The following is a 24,389-nucleotide window of genomic DNA, read 5'->3' as shown; positions in this document are numbered from 1 at the left end:
AATAAAAAAACCGCTTTAAAGCGGTTTTTTTATTAATACTAATTAACCCTGCAATACACTCACATCAGCGATAGCAGTAAACAGGTTACGTAACTGAGCCAATAAACGTAAACGGTTTGCTTTTAGGTCAGCATCATCTGCCATTACCATTACACCATCAAAGAATGCATCAATTGGCGCACGAAGTGCTGCAAGCTTAGAAAGTGCAGCGGTGTAGTCTTTTGCCGCAAGTAATGGCTCAACTACTGGAGTAACTGCTTGAAGCTCAGCAAATAATGCTTTTTCAGCATCTTCAACTAAGTTTGCTTCAACTACAGAACCTTCTGGCGCTGCTTCTTTGGCAAGAATGTTAGCAACACGTTTGTTTGCAGCAGCAAGTGCAGCAGCTTCAGGCAGAGCGCGGAAGTGGTTTACAGCATTTACACGCTTGTCAAAATCAAGTGGAGATTTTGGTGCAAGTGCTTGAACGGCTTGAAGCACATCAACAGCAACGCCTTGGTCTTCATACTTGGCACGGTAACGACCTTCCAAGAATGCAACAGCATCAGCACGCGTTTTGTCGTGATCTTTAACGATGTCGCCATAACCTTGAAGTGCAAGATTTACCAGTTCTTCAATAGTTACATCCAATTCATTTTCAATGATTAAACGTAAGATACCAATTGCTGAACGACGAAGAGCAAACGGGTCTTTAGAACCTGTAGGTGCTTGTCCAATACCGAAAATACCGACCAACGTATCTAAACGGTCAGCAAGGGCAATCGTTGTACCAGTTTTGGTTTTTGGTAAAACATCGCCAGCGAATTTTGGTAAATATTGCTCGCCTAAAGCTTCTGAAACTTCAGTATTTTCGCCTTCAATGCGTGCATAGTAAGTACCCGCAATACCTTGAAGTTCTGGGAATTCACCTACAAGCTCAGAGGTTAAGTCGCATTTAGCAAGTAATGCAGCTTTTTCAGCATCTGATGGGTTTGCACCAGTGATTGAAGATAATGCAACAGCAAGTTTAGCAATACGTGTCGATTTATCCCAAAGCGTACCAAGTTGTGCTTGGAATACCATGTTTGCCAATTTTTCTTTACGAGATGCAAGCGGTTGCTTTTGATCTTGTAAGAAGAAGAATTCAGCATCAGACAAACGAGGACGGACAACTTTTTCATTACCTTCACTAATTTGAATCGGATCTTTAGACTCAATATTTGAAACAGTAATGAAGTAAGGCTGTAATTTACCTTCGCTATTGATCAAACAGAAATATTTCTGGTTGTCTTGCATTGTCGTAATAAGAGCTTCTTGAGGAACGGCAAGGAAGCGCTCTTCAAAATTAGCACGAAGGGCAACAGGCCATTCAACGAGGCTTGTTACTTCATCAAGTAAGTCAGCTGGAACAATTGCAGTTGCATTAACTTCATCAGCTAACTTTTTCACTTGTTCTTGAATGGTTGCTTGACGTTTTTCAAAGTTCGCAACGACATATGCTTTTTCTAAAGCAGCTAAGTAGTCATTTGCATGCGCTAAAGTCACAGCTTCAGGAGCGTGGAAACGGTGACCATAAGTCACATTACCAGCTTTGTGATCTTGAATAGTCGCGTCAACAATTTGGTCATCTTTGAGTAAGAGAACCCATTTAACTGGACGTACAAATTCGGTACGGCTTGCCGCAGAACGCATACGCTTAGCAATTGGTAAGTTGTCTAATGCAGTTTGTAAAATCTGTGGAAGTAAAGCATCAAGGCTTTGACCTTTCACATCTTTTAAATAACAAACTTTTTCAACTTTACCTGCTTGGAAAGTAGAAAGCTGATCAACAGTGATACCTTGACCACGCATAAAGCCTTCGAGTGCTTTAGTCGGTTTACCTTCTGCATCGTAAGCCGCTTGAACAGCAGGACCATCAAAACGTTTTTGTGTATCGGCTTGAGCAGCATCGATATCAACAATTTTAAGCGCTAAACGACGTGGAGCTGCATAAGCTTCGATAGATGCGAAATTTAAGCCAGCATCTTTTAAGCCTTTTACCGTTTCTGCCTGTAATGCATCACGTAAGTTTTTTAAGCTTTTCGGTGGAAGCTCTTCACAGCCAAGTTCGAATAAAACAGTATGTTTGCTCATTAGTTTTTCTCCGCCTTTGCTGCTTCACTTTCAGCTTGTGCTTTTAGCTGTGCCAATACTTCATCACGTAAGTGTGGTTCTGCCATTGGGAAGCCAAGTTCTGCACGTGCTTGTACATAACTTTGTGCAATCGCACGAGCTAAAGTACGTACACGTAAAATGTAGCGTTGACGCTCAGTCACAGAAATCGCGCCACGTGCGTCAAGCAAGTTAAAGGTATGAGACGCTTTAACCACTTGCTCATAAGCAGGAAGAGAAAGTTTTGCTTCAATTAAACGATTTGCTTCTGACTCATAAAAGTCAAACAGTTCAAATAGTTTTTCAACTGGAGCATATTCAAAGTTGTAAGTCGATTGTTCAACTTCATTTTGATGGAATACGTCGCCGTAAGTCACTGTACCAAATTGGCCTTTGGTCCAAACAAGGTCATAAACCGAGTCAACACCTTGAAGATACATCGCAAGACGTTCTAAGCCGTAAGTGATTTCACCTGTTACTGGATAACATTCAACGCCACCGACTTGTTGGAAGTAAGTGAACTGAGTCACTTCCATACCGTTAAGCCAAACTTCCCAACCTAAGCCCCAAGCACCTAGCGTCGGAGATTCCCAGTTGTCTTCTACGAAGCGGATGTCGTGAGTAAGCGTATCAATCCCGATTGCCTTTAAAGAATCAAGATAGAGCTGCTGGATGTTGTCTGGGTTTGGCTTAAGTACTACTTGGAACTGGTAGTAGTGTTGCAAACGGTTCGGGTTTTCACCATAGCGGCCATCTTTTGGACGACGTGAAGGTTGAACGTATGCAGCATTCCAAGTTTCAGGCCCTAAAGCACGTAAGAATGTTGCGGTGTGGAATGTTCCAGCGCCCATTTCCATGTCGTAAGGTTGTAGTACGACGCAGCCTTGTTCGGCCCAATAGTTTTGTAGGGCAAGAATTAAGCCCTGAAATGTATCAATGTGCGAGATGGCGCGACTCATGTAGCATCCACGAATTTATGAGAAAAATTGCCCCTAAGTATAAGGATTTTGTAGGGGAGTGGCAAAGGCTAGTTTGGGAATTTCAGATTTGATCATTTAGCAGCTTTTTTCATACTTTTGAGTAGTAAAATCCAATAAGTGATAGCGAAAATTAAAGAAAAACAACTGAAGAAAAATAAGCCTTCTAATGGCATTAGTTCCCATGAGTCGCGAAAAAAAATTATTAAGATATTAGGTATTAAAAAGGTGAGAATAATTGCACTAGCAAGGATAGAGAAGAAATTAAGGAAATTGAATTTCAACAAGAATAATTGTAAAAAATATGCAGGTATAAAAACTAATACGTAATAAATTACTGTCATGAAAAGCAAAATTATAGGAATATTTCCTATAGTTCCAAAAGCAAATCTTCCGTAGATAGTTATGTGGCCTAATAATAGGAATAAAGCAATTATATATAGGTGAATCGGTGTCATGATTAGACAATGCCAAATTTGATCTTTATCTGGATCTAAATTTTGAGTGAAGATTTTAAAATTATTAAAGATAGCTTTCTTCATATAAATCAATGTAAATTTGATTCTTATAACTATATATAACATGAATGCAAGTTAATGTATTTAAGAATGCGATCAAATCAAAATGTCTAATTAATATATTTCAGCTTATAAGGATTTTATATTCGATTAGCAGAGTGTTCATTCAATGTTTATGTTCTAATCTTTGAACATGGGCTAATAGGCAACCGTTATAGAATTTTTGTTATATTGAAGCATATTAAAAATTATAGAATCGAGAATTAATTATGCTGAAATTTTGCTGCAAACTCATTGTTTTATCCAGCCTTTTTTGTAGTCCCTGGCTATATGCGCAGACGGAAGCTGATGAGCAAGATGAATACAACCAATGTGTAGATCAGACTATTAAGGAAATGCAGCTTGAGAGTATTAACAACATGGTTGTACATAGTTGTTCTGAGCAAGCTAAAAAGATTTATGAAAATCAGATTGTGGCTTTATTAGATCAAATTCGTGCACAAAGCGAAGAATACAAACAGCCAGAACGTTACCAAGATATTTTAAAATCTCAGCGACTTTGGAAAGCTTATGTAGATCAGGAATGTAATAATGCAGGTTCATACATTGGCTCACCGATGTATTCATATTGCCCAATGCAAGAGTATGCAGCGCGTGTAAAGCAACTAGAAGAATACGTTAATTAAGACGGATTATTTTAAACGTCACCTCATGACGCATAGCGTACTTCACTAGATTAAATTTAAGAATGCAAAATGATATTTTTTAAACGATGCCATAAATGAGTCGTTTGATATGTCTGATCGCATTCGAGAAAAACTACAGATTCTTGCTGATGCTGCAAAATATGATGTGTCTTGTTCATCAAGTGGCAGCGACCGTAAAAATAAAGATAAAGGTTTGGGTGATGCCAGTCATTCAGGTATTTGCCATAGCTATACCGAAGATGGCCGTTGTGTATCTCTCTTAAAAATTCTATTTAGCAACGTATGTATTTTTGACTGCGCTTATTGTGTTTCACGTCGTTCTAATGACGTTCAACGTGCAGCATTTACGGTGCAAGAGGTGGTGGACTTAACCATTAATTTTTATCGACGTAATTATATTGAAGGCTTATTTTTAAGTTCAGGTATTTTTAAATCGGCCGATCATACAATGGAGCGTATGCTTCAAGTCGTGAAGAAGTTGCGCCTTGAAGAAAACTTTAATGGCTATATTCACCTAAAAACCATTCCGGGAGCATCGCCTGAACTGATCCATGAAGCAGGTTTATATGCTGACCGGATGAGTATTAATTTAGAGATGCCGACTGAAATTGGGCTAAAAACTTTTGCACCAGAAAAATCTCATCAGGAAGTGCAAAAAGATTTAGGGTTAGTACGTGACAGGCTCATCCAGCTTAAAGACGAACGTCAAATTATTAAGCATGTACCGAAATATGTGCCAGCAGGGCAGACCACCCAAATGGTGGTGGGTGCTCATCAAGAGTCAGACCAAGATGTCTTGTTTATGGCAGACCGGCACTATAAAGAATTTAAGCTCAAACGGGTCTATTTTTCGGGTTATATCCCAATTAATACCGAAAATAATTACTTGCCAGCTGTTGGTTCTGCTCCGCCGTTACTTCGAGAAAACCGACTCTATCAAAGTGATTGGCTTATGCGTTTTTACGGTTTTCAGGTCAATGAAATCGTCAATGAGAAATTCCCAAACTTAGATCTTGATGTAGACCCAAAATTAAGTTGGGCTTTAAGGCATCCTGAGCAGTTTCCAGTAGATCTAAACCGTGCAGATTATCAAATGATTTTGCGTGTACCCGGCATTGGGGTGAAATCTGCCAAGAAAATTGTTCAGGCTCGTCGCTTTGGCAAAATCCACATCGATTTACTTAAAAAGTTAGGTGTCGCCTACCAGAGAGCAAAATTCTTTATCCACTGTGAAGACAGTCCAAAATTCCAAAAAGAATTATCTTCAAGCTTTATCCGACAGCAAATTTTAACGCAAGGTTCATCGAAATATGTGCAGCAGCTTTCGCCCCAATTAAGCCTTGGGTTTTAGCCATGTTTAATGATGAAGTGGCTTACTATTTTGATGGTTCAATAGTTGGGCTACTGAGCTGCGTTTTTCGCGCATTTCAATTTAAAGAATTACAGGTCAGACTCTGTTTAAATGATGCGGCTCAACATGGTTTATTTGCCGATAAAATTGAGGTTTCAAATAATGAGCAACATGCCGAACGTGTGTGGTCCGCGCTGCAAAAAAAGCTTTCTTCGTCTTCTTTAAGGCAATTTTATTTTGCTTATTTATCTGAATCTGTAGATGCCTATCAGCATTTATTTAATTATTGTATTTACGTTTTTACTAGTCACTCATCGATAGAAAAAGATTATTCGCACCCAAGTGTTTTAGCAATTTCGCAGTGGACGAAAAAGGTCGGGCGAGAGAAGCATCGGATGGAAGCTTTTATTCGTTTTAAGAAAACCAAAGATGAGCTTTTTTTAAGTTTGGTACGTCCCGATTTTAATGTTTTACCGCTTATTCAGCCGCATTTTAAACGGCGGTATCAAGATCAACGTTGGCTCATTTATGATGAGAAACGTAAGTTTGGACTTTATTATGATTTACGGGAAATACATGAGGTTTCACTCGAAGCACCCGACATCGATCGTAATTTAAATAACGGAAGGAGCCAAAGCTTTCAGCTGGAGTTAGATGAGCAAGAAGTCTTATATGACCAGCTTTGGAAAGATTATTTTAAGAGCGTGAACATTACGGAACGTCAGAATATAAAACTTCATGTGCAATATTTGCCGAAACGTTATTGGCGCTATTTGAATGAAAAATTGATTGAATATTAAAGTCTTAAAATAACAAAAGATAATTCAACAGGATTTCTTATCTTTGAAAGATATAATTTAAATGCATTTTATGTGGCTTTGAGCGTATACTTTTGCCCGTTATAAATAACGGCATATCCCCAAAGGTGTACTGTGAGTGTTATACAGCGAGAATGGTTACAGATTTTAAAACCAAATTTTAAGGTTTTGCCTTTAAAAGAACGGTTGCTTTGTGGTGTTGGAGCACTGTGTGGTTTAGCAATTTCTTCCTTAATTAGCTGGTATGTTTTAGGTGGAATTAATGCCTGGTACATTGCACCCATGGGAGCTTCATCTGTTCTCTTATTTGCTGTGCCAACCAGTCCATTGGCTCAACCGTGGAATGTGATTGTTGGTAATACGCTAGCCGGAATTATTGGCGTTGCCTGTGCACAGTGGATTCCTGATTTAACTACTGCTTTTAGTGTGGCAGTGGGCTTTGCCATATTCTTAATGATGACCACTGACTCTTTGCATCCACCAAGTGGTGCGGTCGCGATTACGGCCGTATTAGGTGGTGCTGCAATTCATAAATTAGGCTTTTATTTCGTTTTTTATCCGGTGCTGCTCAACTCGTTACTTTTACTCGGTTTCGCCATCTTTTTTAATAGATTAATTGGAAGACATTATCCAGTTACTGCACGTCTCAATGAGCGTAGTAAAGATCCAACACCTACTCAAAAAGTATCGATTCAACCGAAAGATATAGAGTACGCATTAGAGCACCACACTGAATTGCTAGATATTAGCCAATACGATTTAGAAAAAATTATTTTAGATGCACAAGAACATGCCAACGAACGCATAGTCAATCAATATACCTGTCAGGATATTATGAGCCGTGATGTGATTAAGCTGCATGAAGATGATGATATTCATCAGGCGCTGGATAAGTTCAAGCATATTAATCTCATGAGCTTACCGGTGGTAAATGCTGACAATCATCTAGTAGGAACTTTAGCTTTATATGAAGTTGTGGAATGGTTTAAAGGTGCAGCGGACCCAAGAAACTCTTGGCAGCATTATGTGAAACAGATTATGAGTCATAGAGTGGTGACAGTATTACCAACACAGCCTATTCAAGATCTTGTGCCTTATTTTGTCGAAAAATCTTTTAATTATATTCCAGTGGTCGAAGAGCGGAAGTTAATCGGAATGATCAGTCGCGCAGATATGATTGCTGCCTTACAACAGCAGTTAAACCGTAAAATATAATCTAAAAAACAGAGCAAAAAAAGCTACGGTTGATTAGGGGATGCAACCGTAGCGACCAAAATTAATTAACGTGTTTGCTCTTCATGTACAGTTCGGACGGATTGTCGATAGCCTTCAATATGTTCTGGCTGTTTTTTCGGAATGACTAACCACAAAACCAGATAAACTAAGATTCCGGGAAAGGCCGCACTCATAATTGAAATCACAACAAAAATAATGCGTAGTAAAGTTACGTTCCAACCAAAACGTTCAGCAATACCACCCATTACACCGGCGATCATGCTATGTCGGTTCGAGCGATATAAACCAGAACTGGCCATCTAATTCTCCTTAAAAATAAAAAGTTACAAGGAATTGTTTATTCTCTTGCTTAATAAAAATATGGAGACGAAATAACGGGTTTAAAGTCTTCTAAAAAGTAAAATGGTTAAAATATGTAAAGGATTGGAATGAAGGAAACCAACATCAACTAAAATGCACCTTTTCAGGGCTTAAAGGTTTATGGCAGCAATTGGCTCGTGCCTGAAATGAATATAAACATGGTTGTTGCTGTTATCTGTGAATAATGTATATGTCTTTGAAGCGGTCTAGGTTTTTAGTTAAGCATTTGGTTGTAGGGACTATGATGTGCCTGACACTTAGTGCTTGCGACATAAACCACACCAACTCCAAAGATCACTCTAGTCCAAGTTCTAGTTCTACCGATGAAGAAAATTTAATAAAAAATAGTACATCTACAAAAACATTAGATTATGTGGCGGGACGTACTTTTTTACCTGAAGAAAATTTAGATCAAACCAAAAAATTAAGCGCAATTTCATTGCAATATGTAGGGCGATATCACACCCGAATTTCATGTGAGGATGCGTTTGCCGATTGTGAGTCTGGAGAGGCAGAGTACATTTTAAATTTATTACCCAATGGATCAGCTTATTGGAATGTTATTCATTTTGGCCGAGTGGGAAGTAAGGATGGAGCCAAAAGTACTGCTATAAATCAGTTGTGTCCTGATTTAAATTGGAAAGTACATGAAAGAGAGCATGAGTTAACCATTCACTGTCCTTTATCTAATGTTAATTTTTATTTTAATGTTGATTCAAACAAAAGATTGATCGTGAATCTAGAAAAACTGTTTTATAGCGACTACGGTAAAAACCGTGAGTTTTTGGAACAAAACTATTTTGTTCCAAAGCAAGCTTATGTTCTGACTAAAGAATAAATATTAAATTTTTACTTGAATAAAAAAGAGCGCAATATGAATTGCGCTCTTTTCATTTCACGATTTAAAAATCATTAGTAGTCGAAGCTAAAGTGTTCAACTGGTAATGATGTTAATGTGCGAGAGGTTGTCACCATTGACTCGGCGTGACCTTGAGTGCGAGGTAACATACGGTCAAAGTAGAAGTCCGCAACTTTGATTTTTGCTTTATAGAATTCAGGCGTTTCTGCACCATCACCTGCTTCTAGTTTCTCAGAAGCAATGACTGCTTGTTGCGCCCAGAAATAAGCCATCATCACGTAACCTGAGAACATCAAGAAATCTACAGAAGCAGAAGATACGATGTCACGGTCTTTACGTGCAGCAAGCATGATACGAACTGTTAAAGTGTTCCACTGAGCACAAAGCTTAGTTAAATCCCAAGCAAAACGGCGTAAGTATTTATTACGTGCGTGTGCAGCACAGAATTTTAAGATTTCAGCAGTGTAGTCACGAACCACTTTACCTTTTGAGCTAAGCAATACTTTACGACCAATCAAGTCAAGTGCTTGAATGCCTGTTGTACCTTCGTATAGCGTTGAGATGCGAGCATCACGAGCGATTTGTTCCATGCCCCATTCTTTAATGTAGCCATGGCCGCCGTAAACTTGCATACCATTGTTTGCAGCTTCTAAACCAAGTTCAGTCAAGAAACCTTTCAAAATTGGTGTGTAGAAACCAAGTTTATCATCGTAGTCTTCATAAGCAGCTTGGTCGCCACGTGTTAATGCATCTGTCATTTTGTCTGCAAGCTTTGCAGCATGATAGATCATTGAACGGCCACCTTCAGCAATTGCTTTTTGAGTCAACAACAGGCGACGTACGTCAGCATGATGAATGATGGCATCTGCAACTCTTTCAGGTTCTTTTTTACCAGAAAGTGCACGCATAGACATACGATCTTTCGCATAAGGTAATGCACCTTGGAACGATAACTCAGCGTGTGCAATACCTTGAACAGCAGTACCAATACGTGCTGTATTCATGAAGGTAAACATTGCATGTAAACCTTTGTTGACTTCACCGATTAAATAACCAGTGGCATTATCAAAGTTTAGTACAGCAGTTGCAGAAGCACGGATCCCCATTTTGTGTTCGATTGAACCACAGGTCACTGCATTACGTTCACCGATACCACTATCAGCAGTTGGGATAAACTTAGGTACGATAAATAATGAAATACCACGAGTACCAGCAGGTGCATCTGGAAGACGTGCAAGTACGATGTGAATAATATTTTCAGTTAAATCATGTTCACCGGCAGAAATGAAGATTTTTGTACCAGAGATTTTATAAGTGCCATCTGCTTGAGGTTCAGCTTTAGTTTTAACTTGCCCTAAGTCGGTACCACATTGAGGTTCGGTTAAGCACATTGTGCCGCTCCATGTACCTTCTACAAGCTTAGGCATATACGTTTGTTTTTGTTCATCGGTACCGAATTGCAAAATGGTGTTCATACAACCAGAACTTAAGCCAGGGTACATGGTGAATGACCAGTTTGCAGTACCCATCATTTCTGATTTGATGAGGTTTAAAGACATTGGTAGGCCTTGACCACCAAATTCTTCTGGATAAGAAAGACCTTGCCAACCACCCATAACGAACTGGTCATAAGCTTCTTTAAAGCCTTTAGGTGTAGTTACTTCGCCGTTGTCAAAATGGCAACCTTCTTCATCGCCAGACTGGTTAAGTGGCGATAATACGTTTTCACAATAATCTGCCGCACCTTCAAGAATCATATCAACGGTATCTGGATCTGCATTTTCACCATTTGATAAAGTTTTGTAGTGAGCAGGGTAATCTAATACTTCATTCATTAAGAAGCGAATATCGTGTAGCGGGGCTTTATATGCTGGCATGGCTTTAATCCTAATTTTGAATCATTGTGGGATTATCTGAATCGATGATTTGATTATTCACTCGCATGATAAAAATACAATGATAATCACATCCGAAAGAAATGTCAGAAAAGCGAATTTTGTCGAAAATAAATACACCTGAAAATACATTTTCTGCTACATTCAGGACTTATACTTTTATGTGAAAAAACAACTATTTTTTTATTTTTAGCAAGTTTTGCTAAAAAGATAAAGCGATAAGGTTTTAAAAAAGGTTATGCATTTAAAATATCTCAGTTTATGTTTATTCAGTTTGGGTTTGACCGCATGTGCGCAGCATAGCCTACGTCCATCAGTGGCATCTGCTCATTTAGATCAAAAAGTCATTCAGGGTATGAATGCAATGTATGAATACCCAAGCTATGATTACCGTGGGCATTTTAAAGTTAATGTTGATTCAAATCAGCCCAACAAAATAAGCACTGTAGAGAAAAGTGCTCAGCTTGATGCTGAAGTGCAAAAAAAAGTAGATCAATATTTACGTGAACAAAAAATTAATTTGAATAAAAAGCAGAAGCAGGCGCTTTATGCCGCAATTGCAAATGAGCAATCTGTTTCGGGTGTATCTGGCGAATCACGTTCAGAAAAAGTGAATGCCGTTTTAATCAATTTATTAAATGATCTCCAATTTAGTTACGATGGTTCAGTTCATTATCGTCAAAAAATGGGGTCTTTCAACCTCACTGCAAGATATGAAAAACCGACTTTGCTCGTGCAGGCAAAATTGCCAATGGTGCTTGATCTAAAGGATTATAAATTTTACGTTAATTATTTCGGATTAATGCCTTATTTGGTGAATAAAGATAATCAAAACAACTTAGCCTATGTCGATTTTTCGAAATATAAAGATCTGTTTACGAACGTCGATATGAAGAAGTTTGTTGAATATGCGAAGGCTTCTGGCGCCGTGTCTTATCGTTTGGCTGATCCGCAAAATTTACAACGTTTACCAATTACAGACGCTGACCGTAAAGCGGGAATTGTAGAAAAAATTCGTTTAAAAGATACGGTTGAAGAGTTGCTTCTGCAAGTCGATTTATATGGCCAAGTCAATGAAAAATACCTGCAAAAAAGTGTTTTAGGATTTGATGATCAAAAGATTGCTGAATCTATAGCAACCGAGCTTGCCGCTTCTGAAGCTAAGAAAAAGTCAGGTGGTGCCGAAGGGCAGAAAGTTTCTTCTGAAGATGCAGCAGCAGTCAGCCAACAACTTTACTCACTTATTAATGCTCATTTTGGTGGTACATTGGCTTCTGAGGAAGGTGATGAAGAACAATCAAGTGCAGCTCAAGATGCAGCGGCAGCAGCAGAGGAAGCCTCTGCTTCAGGCCAAGATGAGGATGCTGCTGATGTTGCGGTAGCGGATGCAGAACAAACTACCCAAGATGAAGAAGGCCCAGCCCTTACAGAAGAACAATGTGTTGAGTTACAGACCCTTAAAAAACCAGTAGTTTTAGGGGATATTAATTACTGTCAAATATATGGTGTTGATGTTCTTGATCAAAGCGTAGAGAGTACCCAAAAAACTCAGATCAAGTCTCGTCAAGCTGCTTTAAAACAAACTTTTGCCGCTTATGATCAGAACCAGTTTGTGAATGATGAAGCATTCAAAGCTTTATGGTTAAAGCATAAAGCAGAGATTGAACAAGCTTTACCAAAACAAAGAAATCCAATTACGATTGATGTTGGACTCGATGAAAAAGGCCGTGCAGTCAACGTAGATTACGATATTGCATATACACCAGCTGAATTTAACCATCGCTTCAATATTAAAGCAGACATGCAAATTCTAAATTATGGTAAAGCAACCTCAATTAATCAGCAGCAACTTAAACAAGCTAAATCAGTTGCAGAGGCAAGCAAAGGTTCTTTATTTGAAAACTTCGTAAAAGGTTTTAGTGAAAAACTTGGGCAGAGTGATGTTTCTGAACATCCAGTTGGCTCACATAGCGATGTACAAGATTTAGATTCGAATCTGGCGCTGTTGGCTAACCAAACTTATGATGCAACACGTGCCTATGACAAAACGTATAAGGCTGTGTTTATTGCAAAATTGACTGCCGAAAAACCGTCATATATTAATTATTATTCAGTTCAACAGTTGCAAGAAATTGCCGAAGTTTATGCTTATTGGTTCTCTGAAGAAGAAACCTATAATCCTCAAGGTAAGGCTTTAGAGCGTATCGAGGCATTGCAGAAAAAGCATCATCTTGAACAAGAAGATCAGTTTGATAATGATTTAGGCCGTGCTGTGGACCATATTGTGATTACAACAATGCAAGGTAAGGCAGGGCGTGAAGCATGGCAAAAATTACAGAAACAATATAAGCAGCCTGAGCAGCTTTTCTCGAAACAATATCAATTAGAATTTGAACAACAAAATGGTGCTTCTGCTGAAGAAAAACCATTGTTATCACAAACTGCTGATATTCTAGGTAAGGCTTATGTCGCTGCACGTAAACAGCAACTTACGGAAAAAACAATTCAGAATTTAAAACCTGAGCATAATGAATTTATTGATTATGAGATTTTCCGAGATGTTTATCAGCAAATGGTTACAACCAAAAAATAATAAATGAAGTAAAAAAAGAACCTACATCATGTAGGTTCTTTTTTTATATTTATAGAAAATCTTTTAATTCAGGTCTTACGCCATTCCAGATAGAAAAGGATTCAATAGCCTGACCGACTAACATTCCAAAACCTTCAGAAGAGGGCACATTGCGTTGTTTAGCTTGATCAAGGAAGCTAGATGGTTTCCCATATGCCATTTCATAGGCATGTTCGAATTGTAAATTTTCAGGAAGCTGTAGAGCATCGCCTGAAAGGCTTGCAGAAGTCGCATTAATTACAATATCAAATTTCCCTTCTAGCTCATTTAGAGAAATTGCTTGTAATTGAGCTTGCGGGACGGCTACTTTTAGGTCATCTATAAGTTGTTCGGCACGAGCTAGAGTACGGTTTGCAATCACAATCTTTTTTGCGCCAGCCTGTACCAGTGGGTAAATAACACCACGAGTTGCACCACCAGCCCCTAAAATTAAAATTGTTGTATTTTCTAGGTTCCAATCTAAAGCTTGAATTGCGGCAACCAAGCCTTGGCCATCAGTATTATCGCCGTGCAATTTGCCATTTTCCATCCATAACGTATTAACTGCTTTTGCAATCTGAGCACGCTCGGTTAGCACATCGCACAAAGCGAAAGCCTGTTCTTTAAACGGCACAGTAACGTTCATGCCACTTCCGCCATTTGCAAAGAAACTACGCATACTCGGCTCAAAACTATCAAGAGGGGCAAGACGTTTTTGATAGTCGAGGTCAACACCTGTTTTTTGAGCGAAAGCATGATGCAATTCAGGAGAGCGTGATTGTTCGATTGGGTTGCCAATTACTGCAAACTGTTTGGTCATTCTTATATCCAAAATTTTAAAATGGCGTGAAGCAGTTAAAAACGTGTGCTGAATATTCAGCAGGCCTCACTATAAGCCAAATTGGAATAAGAAAAAATATTTGAATGAGGTTCAGAAAAGTGAAAATAAAAAAGGAGATTCTCTAGGGTGGAAGCCAAAGAATCTCCAAAAAGCAAAAAATTAAGCGACTTTTTCTTTTAAATTTAGCCAGTCACGTGGTTTTAGGTAATAGTCAGTTAAACGTTTCTCTGGAGAGTCTTTATCCCACTCAGGACGATACGACCAACCTGCAAGGTTAGGTAGGCTGACTAAAATAGATTCGATACGTCCGCCTGTTTGTAAACCAAACAATGTCCCGCGGTCATAGACTAAGTTGTATTCGACATATCTGCCGCGGCGATAAAGCTGAAACTCTCGTTGTGCTTCGGTGTAAGGTTGTTCACGGTGTTTTTCAAAAATTGGCAGAATGGCATTTAAATAGCCATTACCTACTGCTTGAATATATTTAAAGCAAGTTTCGAAATCCCAGCCATTTAGATCATCAAAAAATAAACCACCAACGCCTCGTTGTTCATCGCGATGTTTTAAATAGAAATAATCATCACACCATTTTTTATGTTCAGCATAGACACTGTCACCAAAAGGCTGACATAAGTCGTAAGCGGCTTGATGCCAATCGATAACATCTTGTTCATCTGGATAGAACGGTGTTAAGTCAAAACCACCACCAAACCACCAAATTGGATCTTGTCCTTCAGGCTCTGCAACGAATAAACGTACATTGGCATGAGAAGTTGGAATATTGGGGTTTTTAGGGTGAATCACTAATGACACACCAAGTGCCTGCGCTTTAGCACCAGCAATTTGAGGGTGTCTTTCTGTAGCAGAAGCGGGGAGTTTACTAATGTTGATGTGAGAAAACATCACACCACCTTTTTCAATCACTGTACCATTTTGCAAAACTCGCGAACGACCACCACCACCTTCAGGACGCTCCCAATCATCAATAATAAATTCACCCGTACCGCCGCCAGCTTTTTCTTGTTGTTCTAAACCCGCACATATACGGGCTTGTAAATCGAGGAGAAATTCGCGGACACGTTGAATATCTGTTGAAGTCGGATGTTGCATAGTGACCCTCAAAGATGATTGAGATAGGAGATAGATACATCAAAGCACAAAACCATAAAAAAAGTAAGGGATTTTTGAGGAATGTCTCAAAAATCCCTTCCAATTATTTTTAAACTTATAATTTTGGTTTAAAAATCATCTTTTTGATAAAGGTGATCCATACGTTCACGTTTGGTTTTTAAATATTGTTCATTAAAAGGGTTACGTCCAACTGTTAATGGAACGCGGTCAACCACATTAATTCCTTGATCTTTGAGTGCCTGAATTTTCAAAGGATTGTTGGTAATTAATTTAACTTCTTTCACTGCTAAGTGATCGAGCATAATGCTACACATGTCATAACGACGTGCATCGGCAGGTAAATTTAAAAGTAAATTCGCATCTACTGTGTCATGCCCCTGATCTTGTAAGGCATAGGCGCGAATTTTATTTGTAAGCCCAATACCACGGCCTTCTTGACGTAAATATAAAATAACGCCTTGACCTGCTTCGTTGATGAGCTTTTGAGTTGCCTGCAATTGAGGACCACAGTCGCATTTTAATGATGCAAAAGCATCACCTGTTAAACATTCTGAATGTACACGAACCAAAACAGGGCCTGTAGGTGGATTTTCTAACCCTTTAGAAAGTGCCACATGTTCTTCACCTGATACTGGATCTTGAAACACAGAAATATTGAATTCACCAAAAGCGGTCGGGAGTTTTGATGTTGCAATGAACTCTATAGGCACAGATTAACTCATCTTTTAACCGAAAACGGTTTAAAGTATAGCGTAATGCTGGGAGATTGGTCGAATTGTCATAATCATTTTGCACACTAAGGTTTTCTTTTTTGTATAAAGATGACGATAATAGTTGATAAATAGTCAGATTATTCAGGATAATCTGCCAACCATACCCATGATGTATGAGAGACTGCTTTGCATGACCTCGTTCGCAAATGTGGCTGATTGAAGGTGACTTCATTCGATTGTATGATCGACCCATTTTGACCCAGCTTAGGATTTGCCAGGCTTATAAAGGCTTTGCCACATATGTTGTATACCGAAATTCCAACTCAACGCCCTGTTACGCCATTGTTAGATGCAATTGATCATCCTCAACAATTACGTCAGCTCGAGCATAGCCAATTGGTTCAAGTGGCTGATGAGTTGCGTCAATATATTTTATATGCAGCAGGCCAGAGTGGTGGCCATTTCGGTGCTAATCTCGGCGTGGTTGAGCTGACGGTTGCGCTGCATTATTGCTTTAATACACCAAATGACCGATTAGTTTGGGATGTAGGACATCAGGCCTATCCGCACAAAGTCCTGACAGGTCGTCGTGAACAAATGACGACGATTCGTTCTAAAAATGGTTTAGCAGCATTTCCTGCTAGAGAAGAATCCGTTTTTGATACATTCGGTGTAGGGCATTCATCAACAGCAATTTCAGCTGGTTTAGGAATGTCGTTAGCACGTCGTTATCAAAACGACCCATGTGAAGTGGTTTGTATTGTAGGTGATGGTGCAATGACAGCGGGTATGGCATTTGAAGCCATGAACGATGCTGTTGCACATAATGCCGATTTAATTGTTGTGCTCAATGACAATGACATGTCAATTTCTTGTAGTACAGGTGGTTTTGCTAAACATTTGGCTGCAATTTGGGAAAAAGGCCATTTAGTTAACGTTAATGAAGATGGCGAAGCGTATATACAGCCACATCCAAAATGGACTTATAACTCTCGTTTGCATCAATCAGCAACAGATGCGGCCGATAATTTATTTAAAGCAATTGGTTTTGATTACTTTGGTCCATTTGATGGTCATGACGTAAATCAATTGGCCCAAGTATTTAATGCTCTGAAGAAGCGTAAAGGTCCACGTTTAGTTCACGTCTATACTAAAAAAGGTAAAGGTTTTACTCCTGCAGAAGCGGATCCGATTACCTACCATGCAATTAGCAAAATTAATGCAATCTCAGCAGGTAAAACACCACCTAAATATTCTGATGTATTTGGTCAGTGGTTATGTGATGAGGCGGCACAAGATGAGCGTCTACTCGCGATCACACCTGCGATGTGTGAAGGCTCAGGCATGGTTCAGTTTGCTAAAGAATTTCCACAGAGATTCTTTGATGTTGCGATTGCTGAACAGCATGCTGTAACACTTGCAGCAGGAATGGCTTGTGAAGGCTTAAAACCTGTTGTTGCAATCTATTCAACGTTTTTGCAGCGTGGTTACGATCAGTTTATTCATGATGTTGCATTACAAAACCTTGATGTGACTTTTGGGATTGACCGTGCAGGTTTGGTTGGTGAAGATGGTCCAACTCATGCAGGTGCATATGATTATGCATACATGCGTACAGTTCCAAACATAGTCATCATGGCACCAAAAGATGAAAATGAATGTCGTCAGATGCTTCATACAGCCTATGTCTATAATGGACCAGCTGCGGTACGTTACCCACGTGGTGCTGGTGTAGGTGTTGAAATTCAGCAAGAGTTGACCACTATTGAATTAGGGAAAGCTGAAATCGTTGCTGAAATAAAGACTAGCTGTGAAGAGCAGATTACAATTTTGGCATTTGGTAGCAGAGTGATGGTTGCTATAGAGGCTGCTGAACAATTTGCACAAAAACATGATGTGGGCGTGCGTGTTGTAAATATGAGGTTTGTGAAGCCGCTTGATGAAAAAATGATTCGTGATTTGGCTGAAAATACTCATTTATTTGTCACAGTTGAAGAGCATGCCGTTATGGGCGGTGCAGGTAGCGCTGTCAATGAGTTTATGGCGCAAGAACAAATTGTGAAACCTATCATTAATTTAGGATTGCCAGATTTGTTCCTACAACAGGCTTCACACGGACAAATGTTACAAGACTGCGGATTGGATGCTAAAGGTATTTTGAGCTCCATTGAGAGAGTTTGGCTTAAGCTCAATCAGGTGGTTTAGGCCTCCAATAAAATTTTTGAAACATTTTCCCCCTAAAAGCGCATATATTTGCTAAAATATCTGCGCTTTTATGCATTATTCTTTGTCAAAATCTTCAAATTTGTCTAGTGGGTGTTCAATGGAACCTATGGTGGTTATGGCTGCGCGTGCGGCTCAAACAGTTGGTCAAGAGCTTTTAAAAGCGCATCAAAATCGTCATAAACTCGATTTACAAGTTGAAGAGAAAGGCATTGATGGCCCGGTAACACGTGTAGATCGTTATTTAGAACAATTAGCGATTGATACATTACGTAAAAGTTATAAGAACCATAGCTTCTTAGGTGAAGAGTTTGGTTTGCAAGAAGGCAAAGGCCATGATGCAGAGTGGTGCTGGGTAATTGACCCGCTTGATGGCACACAAAACTTTATTAATGGTTTCCCTCATTTCTGTATTTCTATTGCAGTTCAACATAAAGGTGTTACTCAACACGGCGTAATCTACGATCCAGTACGTGATGAGTTGTTCTCTGCTAGCCGTGGTCGCGGTGCAGTTATGAATCAACGCCGTATTCGTGTAAATGTAAAAGATAGTTTAGAAAATACATTCTTGGCAGTAGGCCATCCTTACCGTGCTAAACGTGCTGGCGAAATCGTATCTTATGCAGAGCAGCATTTCGCATCGTTATTAGCGGTTACTCAAGCAGGTGCACAAATCCGTCGTGGCGGTTCGGCTGCTCTAGATTTAGCGTATGTAGCTGCAGGTCGTTTTGATGGTTTCTTTGAGCTTGGTTTAAAGCCATGGGATATTGCTGCTGGTGAACTTATTCTTAAAGAAGCGGGCGGTGTAGTTGTTGACGCACGTGGTGGTAATAACTCATTTGAAAATGGTCAAGTACTCGCATGTTCGCTTAAATTATTAAAACCTTTAATGCAAACAGTTGTTCCAGCTTGGGATAAAGCTGCAAAATAATTTAGCGTATTGTAAATAAAACCCTCTTTAATCAGAGGGTTTTGTGTTTTAAGTAAAGAGTAAAATTAAATTAATTCAAGAAATATAGATAAAGTTGATTAAAACAGGTGACTTTTAATTTATTTCTGCTATAATCCGCCAACGCACTTAAATTTCCGTTCATTACCTGAACATTCTGTTCTATTCATTGTAAGCGCACGCCGTCCATAGAGAGGACCATTTCTTGCGCCCCGATCGCTCAGCGATTCTTCAGGTTCGGCCGTAATCAAGCATGCGTTTAGTCCACATCGTCGTTACTCGGATTGCTGCTGAATAAAAGCTTTCAGCTAATTTTGCTTTGCCGCTTTTTGCCGATGTCTATTTTGTATTTATTAAAAATGGAGCACCCACAAGGGTGAAACTCTCTATGAGCAAATCTTTTGCCGAATTTTCTTTGCATGAAACCTTACAACAAGCGCTTGAAGGTTTAGGTTTTACTACCCCGACTGCTGTACAAGAACAAGCAATTCCTGCTGCTTTAGAAGGTAAAGACCTTCTCGTATCAAGCCAAACTGGTTCTGGTAAAACTGCAGCATTCTTACTCCCAACATTAAATGCTTTAGCTGGTCAAGAGTCTGTTGTACCGTTCAAAGACCGTATGAAAGCAGTGACTCAACCGAATATCTTGGTAATTTCACCAACTCGTGAATTGGCACAGCAAGTAAGTCAAGATGCAATTGCACTTGTACGTCACATGAAAGGTGTTCGTATTGCTGCCATTATGGGCGGTATGCCATTTGCAAAACAAATTCAACAATTAAAAGGCGCGCAAGTTGTTGTTGCAACACCTGGTCGTTTACTTGACTTGGTGAATCGTCGTCAAATTAAATTAGATCAAGTAGATGCTTTAATCGTTGATGAAGCGGACCGTATGCTTGACCTAGGTTTCTCTGAAGACTTAGAAGCAATTAGCGAATTAGCAGCTAACCGTAAACAAACATTAATGTTCTCTGCAACATTTGCTGATCGTATCATTCGTCTTGCATCATGCATGATGAAAGATCCTATGCGTATCGCAATTGAAACAGGTCATTCAACCAATACAGATATTACGCAAACATTGCATTGGACTGATGGCTTCGAACATAAGAAAAAATTACTTACACATTGGTTAAGTGATGAAAACTTAGATCAAGCTGTTGTTTTTGCTAGCACGCAAGAAGATACAGATATGTTGGCAGAAGAACTTGCTGAAGCAGGTCATTCTGTTGTTGCACTTCATGGTGCAATGCCACAAACAGTTCGTAACCGTCGTTTACGTAGTATTCGTGAAGGTCGTGCAAAAATCCTAGTTGCAACTGACGTTGCTGCTCGTGGTCTTGACGTTCCGACTATTTCTCACGTAATTAACTTCGGTCTTCCGATGAAGCATGAAGATTATGTACACCGTATTGGTCGTACTGGTCGTGCTGGTCGTACTGGTCAAGCAATTACTTTAGCAACTTATCGTGAACGCGGTAAGATTCGTGCACTTGAAGAATATTTAGAAGCACGTTTGAGTGTTTCTGAAATTGAAGGCTTAGAGCCATCTCCACCTCCTGCTCGTTCAGGTCGTGATGGCGGTGGTCGTGGCCGTAGTGGTAATGGCGGCGGTGGTCGTGATGGTCGTCGTAGTGGCGGCGGTGGTTTTGGTGGTGGTCGTCGTTTTGAAGGCGAAAGCAACTTTAAACGCCGTGAAGGTGGTCGTGATGACCGTCCACGTCGTAGCTTCGATGATAAACCACGTGGTGAACGTCCAGCGTTCGGTGGTGAAGATCGTCCGCGTCGCGAATTCAATTCAGACCGTCCACGTCGTGAAGGTGGTTTTGAAGATCGTCCACGTCGTGAGTTCACTTCAGATCGTCCACGTCGCGAAGGTGGTTTCAATGATAAACCGCGTTTTGAATCGAATGATGACAACCGTGGTAATCGCGTAGATTATAAACCACGTCGCGAAGCTGGTTTTGGTGATCGTCCAAAACGTAGCTTTGGTGGTGAAGATCGTCCGCGTCGTAGCTTCGATGATAAACCACGCGGTGAGCGTCCAGCATTTGGTGGTGAAGATCGCCCACGTCGTAGTTTTGATGATAAACCACGTGGTGAACGTCCAGCGTTCGGCGGTGGTGATGATCGTCCAAAACGTAGCTTTGGTGGTGAAGATCGTCCGCGTCGTAGCTTCGATGATAAACCACGTGGTGAGCGTCCAGCGTTTGGCGGTGAAGATCGTCCGCGCCGTAGTTTTGATGACAAGCCACGTGGTGAACGTCCAGCGTTCGGCGGTGGTGATGATCGTCCAAAACGTAGCTTTGGTGGTGAAGATCGTCCGCGTCGTAGCTTCGATGATAAACCACCGCGTCGTAAATTCGACCGCTAATCAATATTTAGTTTGAAAAAAAAGGCCAGTAAAAATACTGGCCTTTTTTATTTTTCAGTTTTGTTATAAACTAACAAAATGTGAATTGGTTCAATTTTTTATTCAATAATGCGTAAAAGTAAGCGAAAAGAAACAATAATGGCACAATTGAAGAACCTTTTGGTTCAGCATGGTTTGCCTTATCTCTTTATTGCACTCGTTTTGTGTAATGGTGTTTACTTCGCCTACGCTTTTATAAATGGAAGTTCTGTTGAGCAATTCCAAGCTTCTGAATTGACCTCTTTTTACGAACATACCTCTTCTATTTCTATAAAATAAGTTAGATTTGCTTTTGTCAAAATTACAACAAGTTTGCTAATTTTCAGTGTTATAGTATGCGTGCATAAAAGTGCAGGAACGATTGCCATTATGAATAATAAAACTCCTCTCTCGACTCAATCACTTATTGAAGTGAAAAACTTGAGTTTTAATCGAGGGGAACGCGTCATTTATGACAATATTAGTTTAAATATACGTCGAGGCCAGATTACGGCCATTATGGGACCTTCTGGTACAGGTAAAACAACTTTATTACGTCTGATTGGTGGGCAGCTTGTTCCAGATCAGGGGGAAGTTTTACTCGACACAAAAGATATTGCCAAAATGTCTCGTCAGGAACTTTTTTCCGCCCGTGCACGTATGGGAATGTTATTTCAGAGTGGAGCTTTATTTACGGATATGTCCGTTTATGAAAATGTGGCGTTTCCAATTCGAGCGCATACTAAGCTTCCTGAAAATCTCATTGCTGAACTGGTTGCGTTAAAACTTGAATCAGTGGGTCTACGTGGTTCTGAACAATTAATGCCGACAGAACTTTCAGGTGGTATGAATCGTCGTGTAGCATTGGCTCGCGCGATTGCACTTGATCCAGATTTAATCATGTACGATGAACCTTTTGCTGGTCAAGATCCGATTGTAAAAGGTGTTTTAACACGTTTAATCCGTTCGTTAAGAGAAGCTTTGGATTTAACCACAATTATTGTTTCGCATGATGTCGCAGAGACATTATCGATTGCTGACTACATTTATGTGGTAGCAGAAGGAAAAATTCAGGGTGAGGGTACACCTGAAGATTTGCAAAAATATGCTTCTCCATTTGTACACCAATTCTTAACAGGTTCGGCAGAAGGACCGGTTGAATATCAATTTAGTCCTCAAGCCTATTTAAATAACGAGGTTCGTCCATGAATGCGATTGCCTGGTTAGGTAGACTCGTTATTGAGCGGATTCGAGGGATTGGTGTTGCGGCACTAATGCTCGTACAGATTGTTTTTTCTTTTCCTACATCGGGTGGTTTTGGACGATTTATTTACCAAATGCATCGGGTAGGGGTAATGTCTTTGTTGATTATTACTGTGTCAGGCCTATTTATTGGTTTGGTACTGGGTTTGCAAGGATATTCAATCTTAGTAAATATTGGCAGTGAATCAATGCTCGGCACAATGGTGTCGTTAACATTATTACGCGAGTTGGCTCCTGTGGTTGCAGCTTTATTATTTGCTGGTCGAGCAGGTTCAGCATTAACCGCAGAAATTGGTTCTATGAAGCAAAGTGAACAACTTGCCAGTATGGAAATGATTGGGGTTGACCCATTAAAACAAATCGTATCACCACGCCTTTGGGCGGGAGTGGTCAGTTTACCGATGCTAACTGTCATTTTTGCTGCGATTGGTATTGTGGGCGGTAAAATGGTAGGTGTCGATTTTCTTGGCGTCGATGAAGGCTCATTCTGGAGTGGAATGCAAAACAACGTGCAATTTGGACATGATGTCGTAAATGGCATTATTAAAAGTATTGTGTTTGCTTTGCTATGTACATGGATTGCGGTATATCAAGGATATGCGTGTGATCCAACTCCAGAAGGAATCGCAACTGCAATGACGAGAACAGTTGTATATTCTTCATTATGTGTTTTAGGTTTTGATTTCGTGTTGACTGCGGTCATGTTCGGAGGGATTTAATGAAATCACGTAGTAGTGAACTGGCCGTTGGTATCTTTGTTATTATCTTCGGTATTGCGTTGTTTTTTTTAGCGATGAAAGTCAGTGGTCTTGTCGGTACGAACTTAAGTGATAGTTATACCATGAAGGCTCAGTTTGATAACGTCAATGGTCTAAAGCCTCGTGCTAAAGTGACAATGAGTGGTGTTACAATTGGTCGTGTTGATTCAATCACGCTTGATCCGGTTACGCGTTTGGCTACCGTAACATTTGGTTTAGATGGAAAATTGACAAGTTTCAATCCTGAACAATTAAAAGAAGTTCAGAAAAATGCACTGGAAGAGTTACGTTATAGCTCAGATTATACGCAGGCTTCTCCAGCGCAACAAAAAACAATGGAACAGCAACTGACCAGTAACATGACCTCCATCACCAGTATTGATGAAGATGCTTATATAATGGTAGCAACGAATGGTTTGTTGGGTGAGAAATATTTGAAAGTTGTACCTGGTGGCGGTGTGAACTACCTGAAACGAGGTGACACGATTTCAAACACTCAAGGAACTATGGATTTAGAAGATTTAATTAGTAAATTTATTACTGGTGGTGGGGCTGGTAAAGTTGCTGCCAGTTCAGGCTCAACAGAAGCGAGTGCTCCTGCAAGCACTAATAAAGATAGTGCACAAGCATCATTTGTTGAGTAAAAGATTATTTGAA

The 24,389-nt window shown here is 39.8% G+C and carries 20 protein-coding genes; 13 read left to right on the top strand and 7 right to left on the bottom strand.

Annotated elements, in window-relative coordinates; all coding sequences use genetic code 11:
- Positions 1-42 precede the first annotated feature (42 nt).
- Together glyS and glyQ are read right to left on the bottom strand one after the other, a co-directional pair.
- The gene (glyS, locus tag ACLBWE_RS02800) at positions 43-2,112 is read right to left on the bottom strand and encodes a glycine--tRNA ligase subunit beta (protein ID WP_447601053.1); all 2,070 of its coding nucleotides are present in this window, start codon (positions 2,110-2,112) and stop codon (positions 43-45) included.
- Complete coding sequence (gene glyQ, locus ACLBWE_RS02795; protein ID WP_002044989.1) at positions 2,112-3,089, bottom strand: glycine--tRNA ligase subunit alpha; 978 nt, start codon at positions 3,087-3,089, stop codon at positions 2,112-2,114. The genes glyS and glyQ overlap by 1 nt, the downstream gene beginning before the upstream one ends.
- A gap of 805 nt (positions 3,090-3,894) precedes the next feature.
- On the opposite strand from glyQ, the gene ACLBWE_RS02790 reads away from it, so the two are divergent.
- The 4 genes from ACLBWE_RS02790 (at position 3,895) to ACLBWE_RS02775 (ending at position 7,716) form a co-directional block, all read left to right on the top strand.
- Complete coding sequence (locus ACLBWE_RS02790; protein WP_447601051.1) at positions 3,895-4,311, top strand: lysozyme inhibitor LprI family protein; 417 nt, start codon at positions 3,895-3,897, stop codon at positions 4,309-4,311.
- Positions 4,312-4,420: 109 nt separating this feature from the next.
- A complete protein-coding gene (locus ACLBWE_RS02785; RefSeq protein ID WP_348948760.1) occupies positions 4,421-5,683 on the top strand; it encodes a putative DNA modification/repair radical SAM protein in 1,263 nt (420 codons plus the stop codon).
- Between the two features lie 2 nt (positions 5,684-5,685).
- A complete protein-coding gene (locus ACLBWE_RS02780; RefSeq protein ID WP_447601048.1) occupies positions 5,686-6,483 on the top strand; it encodes a TIGR03915 family putative DNA repair protein in 798 nt (265 codons plus the stop codon).
- Positions 6,484-6,615: 132 nt separating this feature from the next.
- Positions 6,616-7,716 carry an HPP family protein gene (locus ACLBWE_RS02775; protein ID WP_348948764.1) on the top strand — a complete coding sequence of 367 codons (1,101 nt, stop codon included), beginning with the start codon at positions 6,616-6,618 and terminating at the stop codon, positions 7,714-7,716.
- Between the two features lie 65 nt (positions 7,717-7,781).
- Here the strand turns inward: ACLBWE_RS02775 and ACLBWE_RS02770 are convergent, their stop codons facing one another.
- On the bottom strand, positions 7,782-8,036 hold the full coding sequence (locus ACLBWE_RS02770) for a PspC domain-containing protein (RefSeq protein WP_004639576.1): 255 nt from the start codon (positions 8,034-8,036) through the stop codon (positions 7,782-7,784).
- Positions 8,037-8,287: 251 nt separating this feature from the next.
- Here ACLBWE_RS02770 and ACLBWE_RS02765 point away from each other — a divergent pair, with 251 nt between their 5' ends.
- Positions 8,288-8,935, top strand: a complete 648-nt coding sequence (locus ACLBWE_RS02765) for a hypothetical protein (RefSeq protein WP_348948766.1) — start codon at positions 8,288-8,290, stop codon at positions 8,933-8,935.
- Positions 8,936-9,009: 74 nt separating this feature from the next.
- Here ACLBWE_RS02765 and ACLBWE_RS02760 read toward each other — a convergent pair whose 3' ends face one another.
- On the bottom strand, positions 9,010-10,833 hold the full coding sequence (locus ACLBWE_RS02760) for an acyl-CoA dehydrogenase C-terminal domain-containing protein (RefSeq protein WP_003653705.1): 1,824 nt from the start codon (positions 10,831-10,833) through the stop codon (positions 9,010-9,012).
- A gap of 256 nt (positions 10,834-11,089) precedes the next feature.
- Between ACLBWE_RS02760 and ACLBWE_RS02755 the strand changes: the two genes are divergently transcribed.
- Positions 11,090-13,444: a hypothetical protein gene (locus tag ACLBWE_RS02755; RefSeq protein ID WP_447601045.1), complete on the top strand. Its 2,355-nt coding sequence runs from the start codon at positions 11,090-11,092 to the stop codon at positions 13,442-13,444.
- Between the two features lie 49 nt (positions 13,445-13,493).
- Here ACLBWE_RS02755 and aroE read toward each other — a convergent pair whose 3' ends face one another.
- The 3 genes from aroE to ribA form a co-directional block, all read right to left on the bottom strand.
- A complete protein-coding gene (gene aroE, locus ACLBWE_RS02750) occupies positions 13,494-14,282 on the bottom strand; it encodes a shikimate dehydrogenase (protein ID WP_005038442.1) in 789 nt (262 codons plus the stop codon).
- Between the two features lie 180 nt (positions 14,283-14,462).
- Positions 14,463-15,413 (bottom strand): oxygen-dependent coproporphyrinogen oxidase, encoded by a 951-nt coding sequence (gene hemF / locus ACLBWE_RS02745; protein WP_447601042.1) that lies wholly within the window; start codon positions 15,411-15,413, stop codon positions 14,463-14,465.
- Positions 15,414-15,541: 128 nt separating this feature from the next.
- Positions 15,542-16,144 carry a GTP cyclohydrolase II gene (ribA, locus tag ACLBWE_RS02740; RefSeq protein WP_003653698.1) on the bottom strand — a complete coding sequence of 201 codons (603 nt, stop codon included), beginning with the start codon at positions 16,142-16,144 and terminating at the stop codon, positions 15,542-15,544.
- A 303-nt stretch (positions 16,145-16,447) separates the two neighbouring features.
- On the opposite strand from ribA, the gene dxs reads away from it, so the two are divergent.
- The 7 genes from dxs (at position 16,448) to mlaD (ending at position 24,376) form a co-directional block, all read left to right on the top strand.
- Entirely contained in the window at positions 16,448-18,352 is a 1,905-nt protein-coding gene (gene dxs, locus ACLBWE_RS02735; RefSeq protein WP_092710761.1) for a 1-deoxy-D-xylulose-5-phosphate synthase, read from the top strand.
- Between the two features lie 118 nt (positions 18,353-18,470).
- A complete protein-coding gene (locus ACLBWE_RS02730) occupies positions 18,471-19,301 on the top strand; it encodes an inositol monophosphatase family protein (RefSeq protein ID WP_003653693.1) in 831 nt (276 codons plus the stop codon).
- A gap of 406 nt (positions 19,302-19,707) precedes the next feature.
- Positions 19,708-21,693, top strand: coding sequence for a DEAD/DEAH box helicase (locus ACLBWE_RS02725; protein WP_132070377.1), 1,986 nt, complete (start codon positions 19,708-19,710; stop codon positions 21,691-21,693).
- 108 nt (positions 21,694-21,801) lie between these two features.
- Positions 21,802-22,011, top strand: coding sequence for a hypothetical protein (locus ACLBWE_RS02720; RefSeq protein ID WP_026055540.1), 210 nt, complete (start codon positions 21,802-21,804; stop codon positions 22,009-22,011).
- 90 nt (positions 22,012-22,101) lie between these two features.
- Positions 22,102-22,920, top strand: coding sequence for an ABC transporter ATP-binding protein (locus ACLBWE_RS02715; RefSeq protein ID WP_447601038.1), 819 nt, complete (start codon positions 22,102-22,104; stop codon positions 22,918-22,920).
- Entirely contained in the window at positions 22,917-23,693 is a 777-nt protein-coding gene (mlaE, locus tag ACLBWE_RS02710) for a lipid asymmetry maintenance ABC transporter permease subunit MlaE (RefSeq protein WP_045433193.1), read from the top strand. The genes ACLBWE_RS02715 and mlaE overlap by 4 nt, the downstream gene beginning before the upstream one ends.
- On the top strand, positions 23,693-24,376 hold the full coding sequence (mlaD, locus tag ACLBWE_RS02705) for an outer membrane lipid asymmetry maintenance protein MlaD (RefSeq protein WP_447601035.1): 684 nt from the start codon (positions 23,693-23,695) through the stop codon (positions 24,374-24,376). The genes mlaE and mlaD overlap by 1 nt, the downstream gene beginning before the upstream one ends.
- The last annotated feature ends 13 nt before the right edge of the window (positions 24,377-24,389 follow it).

The sequence above is a fragment of the Acinetobacter sp. M5A5_2a genome (assembly GCF_053345265.1).
The sequence above is the reverse complement of the archived record's forward strand: the minus strand, read 5'-3'. Positions and strand labels throughout refer to the sequence as shown.

Coding starts and splice junctions, on each gene's coding strand:
- ACLBWE_RS02760 (WP_003653705.1), bottom strand. CDS start 10,833: ATGCCAGCATATAAAGCCCCGCTACACGATATTCGCTTCTTAATGAAT.
- ACLBWE_RS02755 (WP_447601045.1), top strand. CDS start 11,090: ATGCATTTAAAATATCTCAGTTTATGTTTATTCAGTTTGGGTTTGACC.
- ACLBWE_RS02770 (WP_004639576.1), bottom strand. CDS start 8,036: ATGGCCAGTTCTGGTTTATATCGCTCGAACCGACATAGCATGATCGCC.
- ACLBWE_RS02725 (WP_132070377.1), top strand. CDS start 19,708: ATGAGCAAATCTTTTGCCGAATTTTCTTTGCATGAAACCTTACAACAA.
- ACLBWE_RS02715 (WP_447601038.1), top strand. CDS start 22,102: ATGAATAATAAAACTCCTCTCTCGACTCAATCACTTATTGAAGTGAAA.
- ACLBWE_RS02720 (WP_026055540.1), top strand. CDS start 21,802: ATGCGTAAAAGTAAGCGAAAAGAAACAATAATGGCACAATTGAAGAAC.
- ACLBWE_RS02730 (WP_003653693.1), top strand. CDS start 18,471: ATGGAACCTATGGTGGTTATGGCTGCGCGTGCGGCTCAAACAGTTGGT.
- ACLBWE_RS02785 (WP_348948760.1), top strand. CDS start 4,421: ATGTCTGATCGCATTCGAGAAAAACTACAGATTCTTGCTGATGCTGCA.
- glyS (WP_447601053.1), bottom strand. CDS start 2,112: ATGAGCAAACATACTGTTTTATTCGAACTTGGCTGTGAAGAGCTTCCA.
- glyQ (WP_002044989.1), bottom strand. CDS start 3,089: ATGAGTCGCGCCATCTCGCACATTGATACATTTCAGGGCTTAATTCTT.
- hemF (WP_447601042.1), bottom strand. CDS start 15,413: ATGCAACATCCGACTTCAACAGATATTCAACGTGTCCGCGAATTTCTC.
- ACLBWE_RS02765 (WP_348948766.1), top strand. CDS start 8,288: ATGTCTTTGAAGCGGTCTAGGTTTTTAGTTAAGCATTTGGTTGTAGGG.
- dxs (WP_092710761.1), top strand. CDS start 16,448: ATGTTGTATACCGAAATTCCAACTCAACGCCCTGTTACGCCATTGTTA.
- mlaD (WP_447601035.1), top strand. CDS start 23,693: ATGAAATCACGTAGTAGTGAACTGGCCGTTGGTATCTTTGTTATTATC.
- ACLBWE_RS02790 (WP_447601051.1), top strand. CDS start 3,895: ATGCTGAAATTTTGCTGCAAACTCATTGTTTTATCCAGCCTTTTTTGT.
- aroE (WP_005038442.1), bottom strand. CDS start 14,282: ATGACCAAACAGTTTGCAGTAATTGGCAACCCAATCGAACAATCACGC.
- mlaE (WP_045433193.1), top strand. CDS start 22,917: ATGAATGCGATTGCCTGGTTAGGTAGACTCGTTATTGAGCGGATTCGA.
- ACLBWE_RS02780 (WP_447601048.1), top strand. CDS start 5,686: ATGTTTAATGATGAAGTGGCTTACTATTTTGATGGTTCAATAGTTGGG.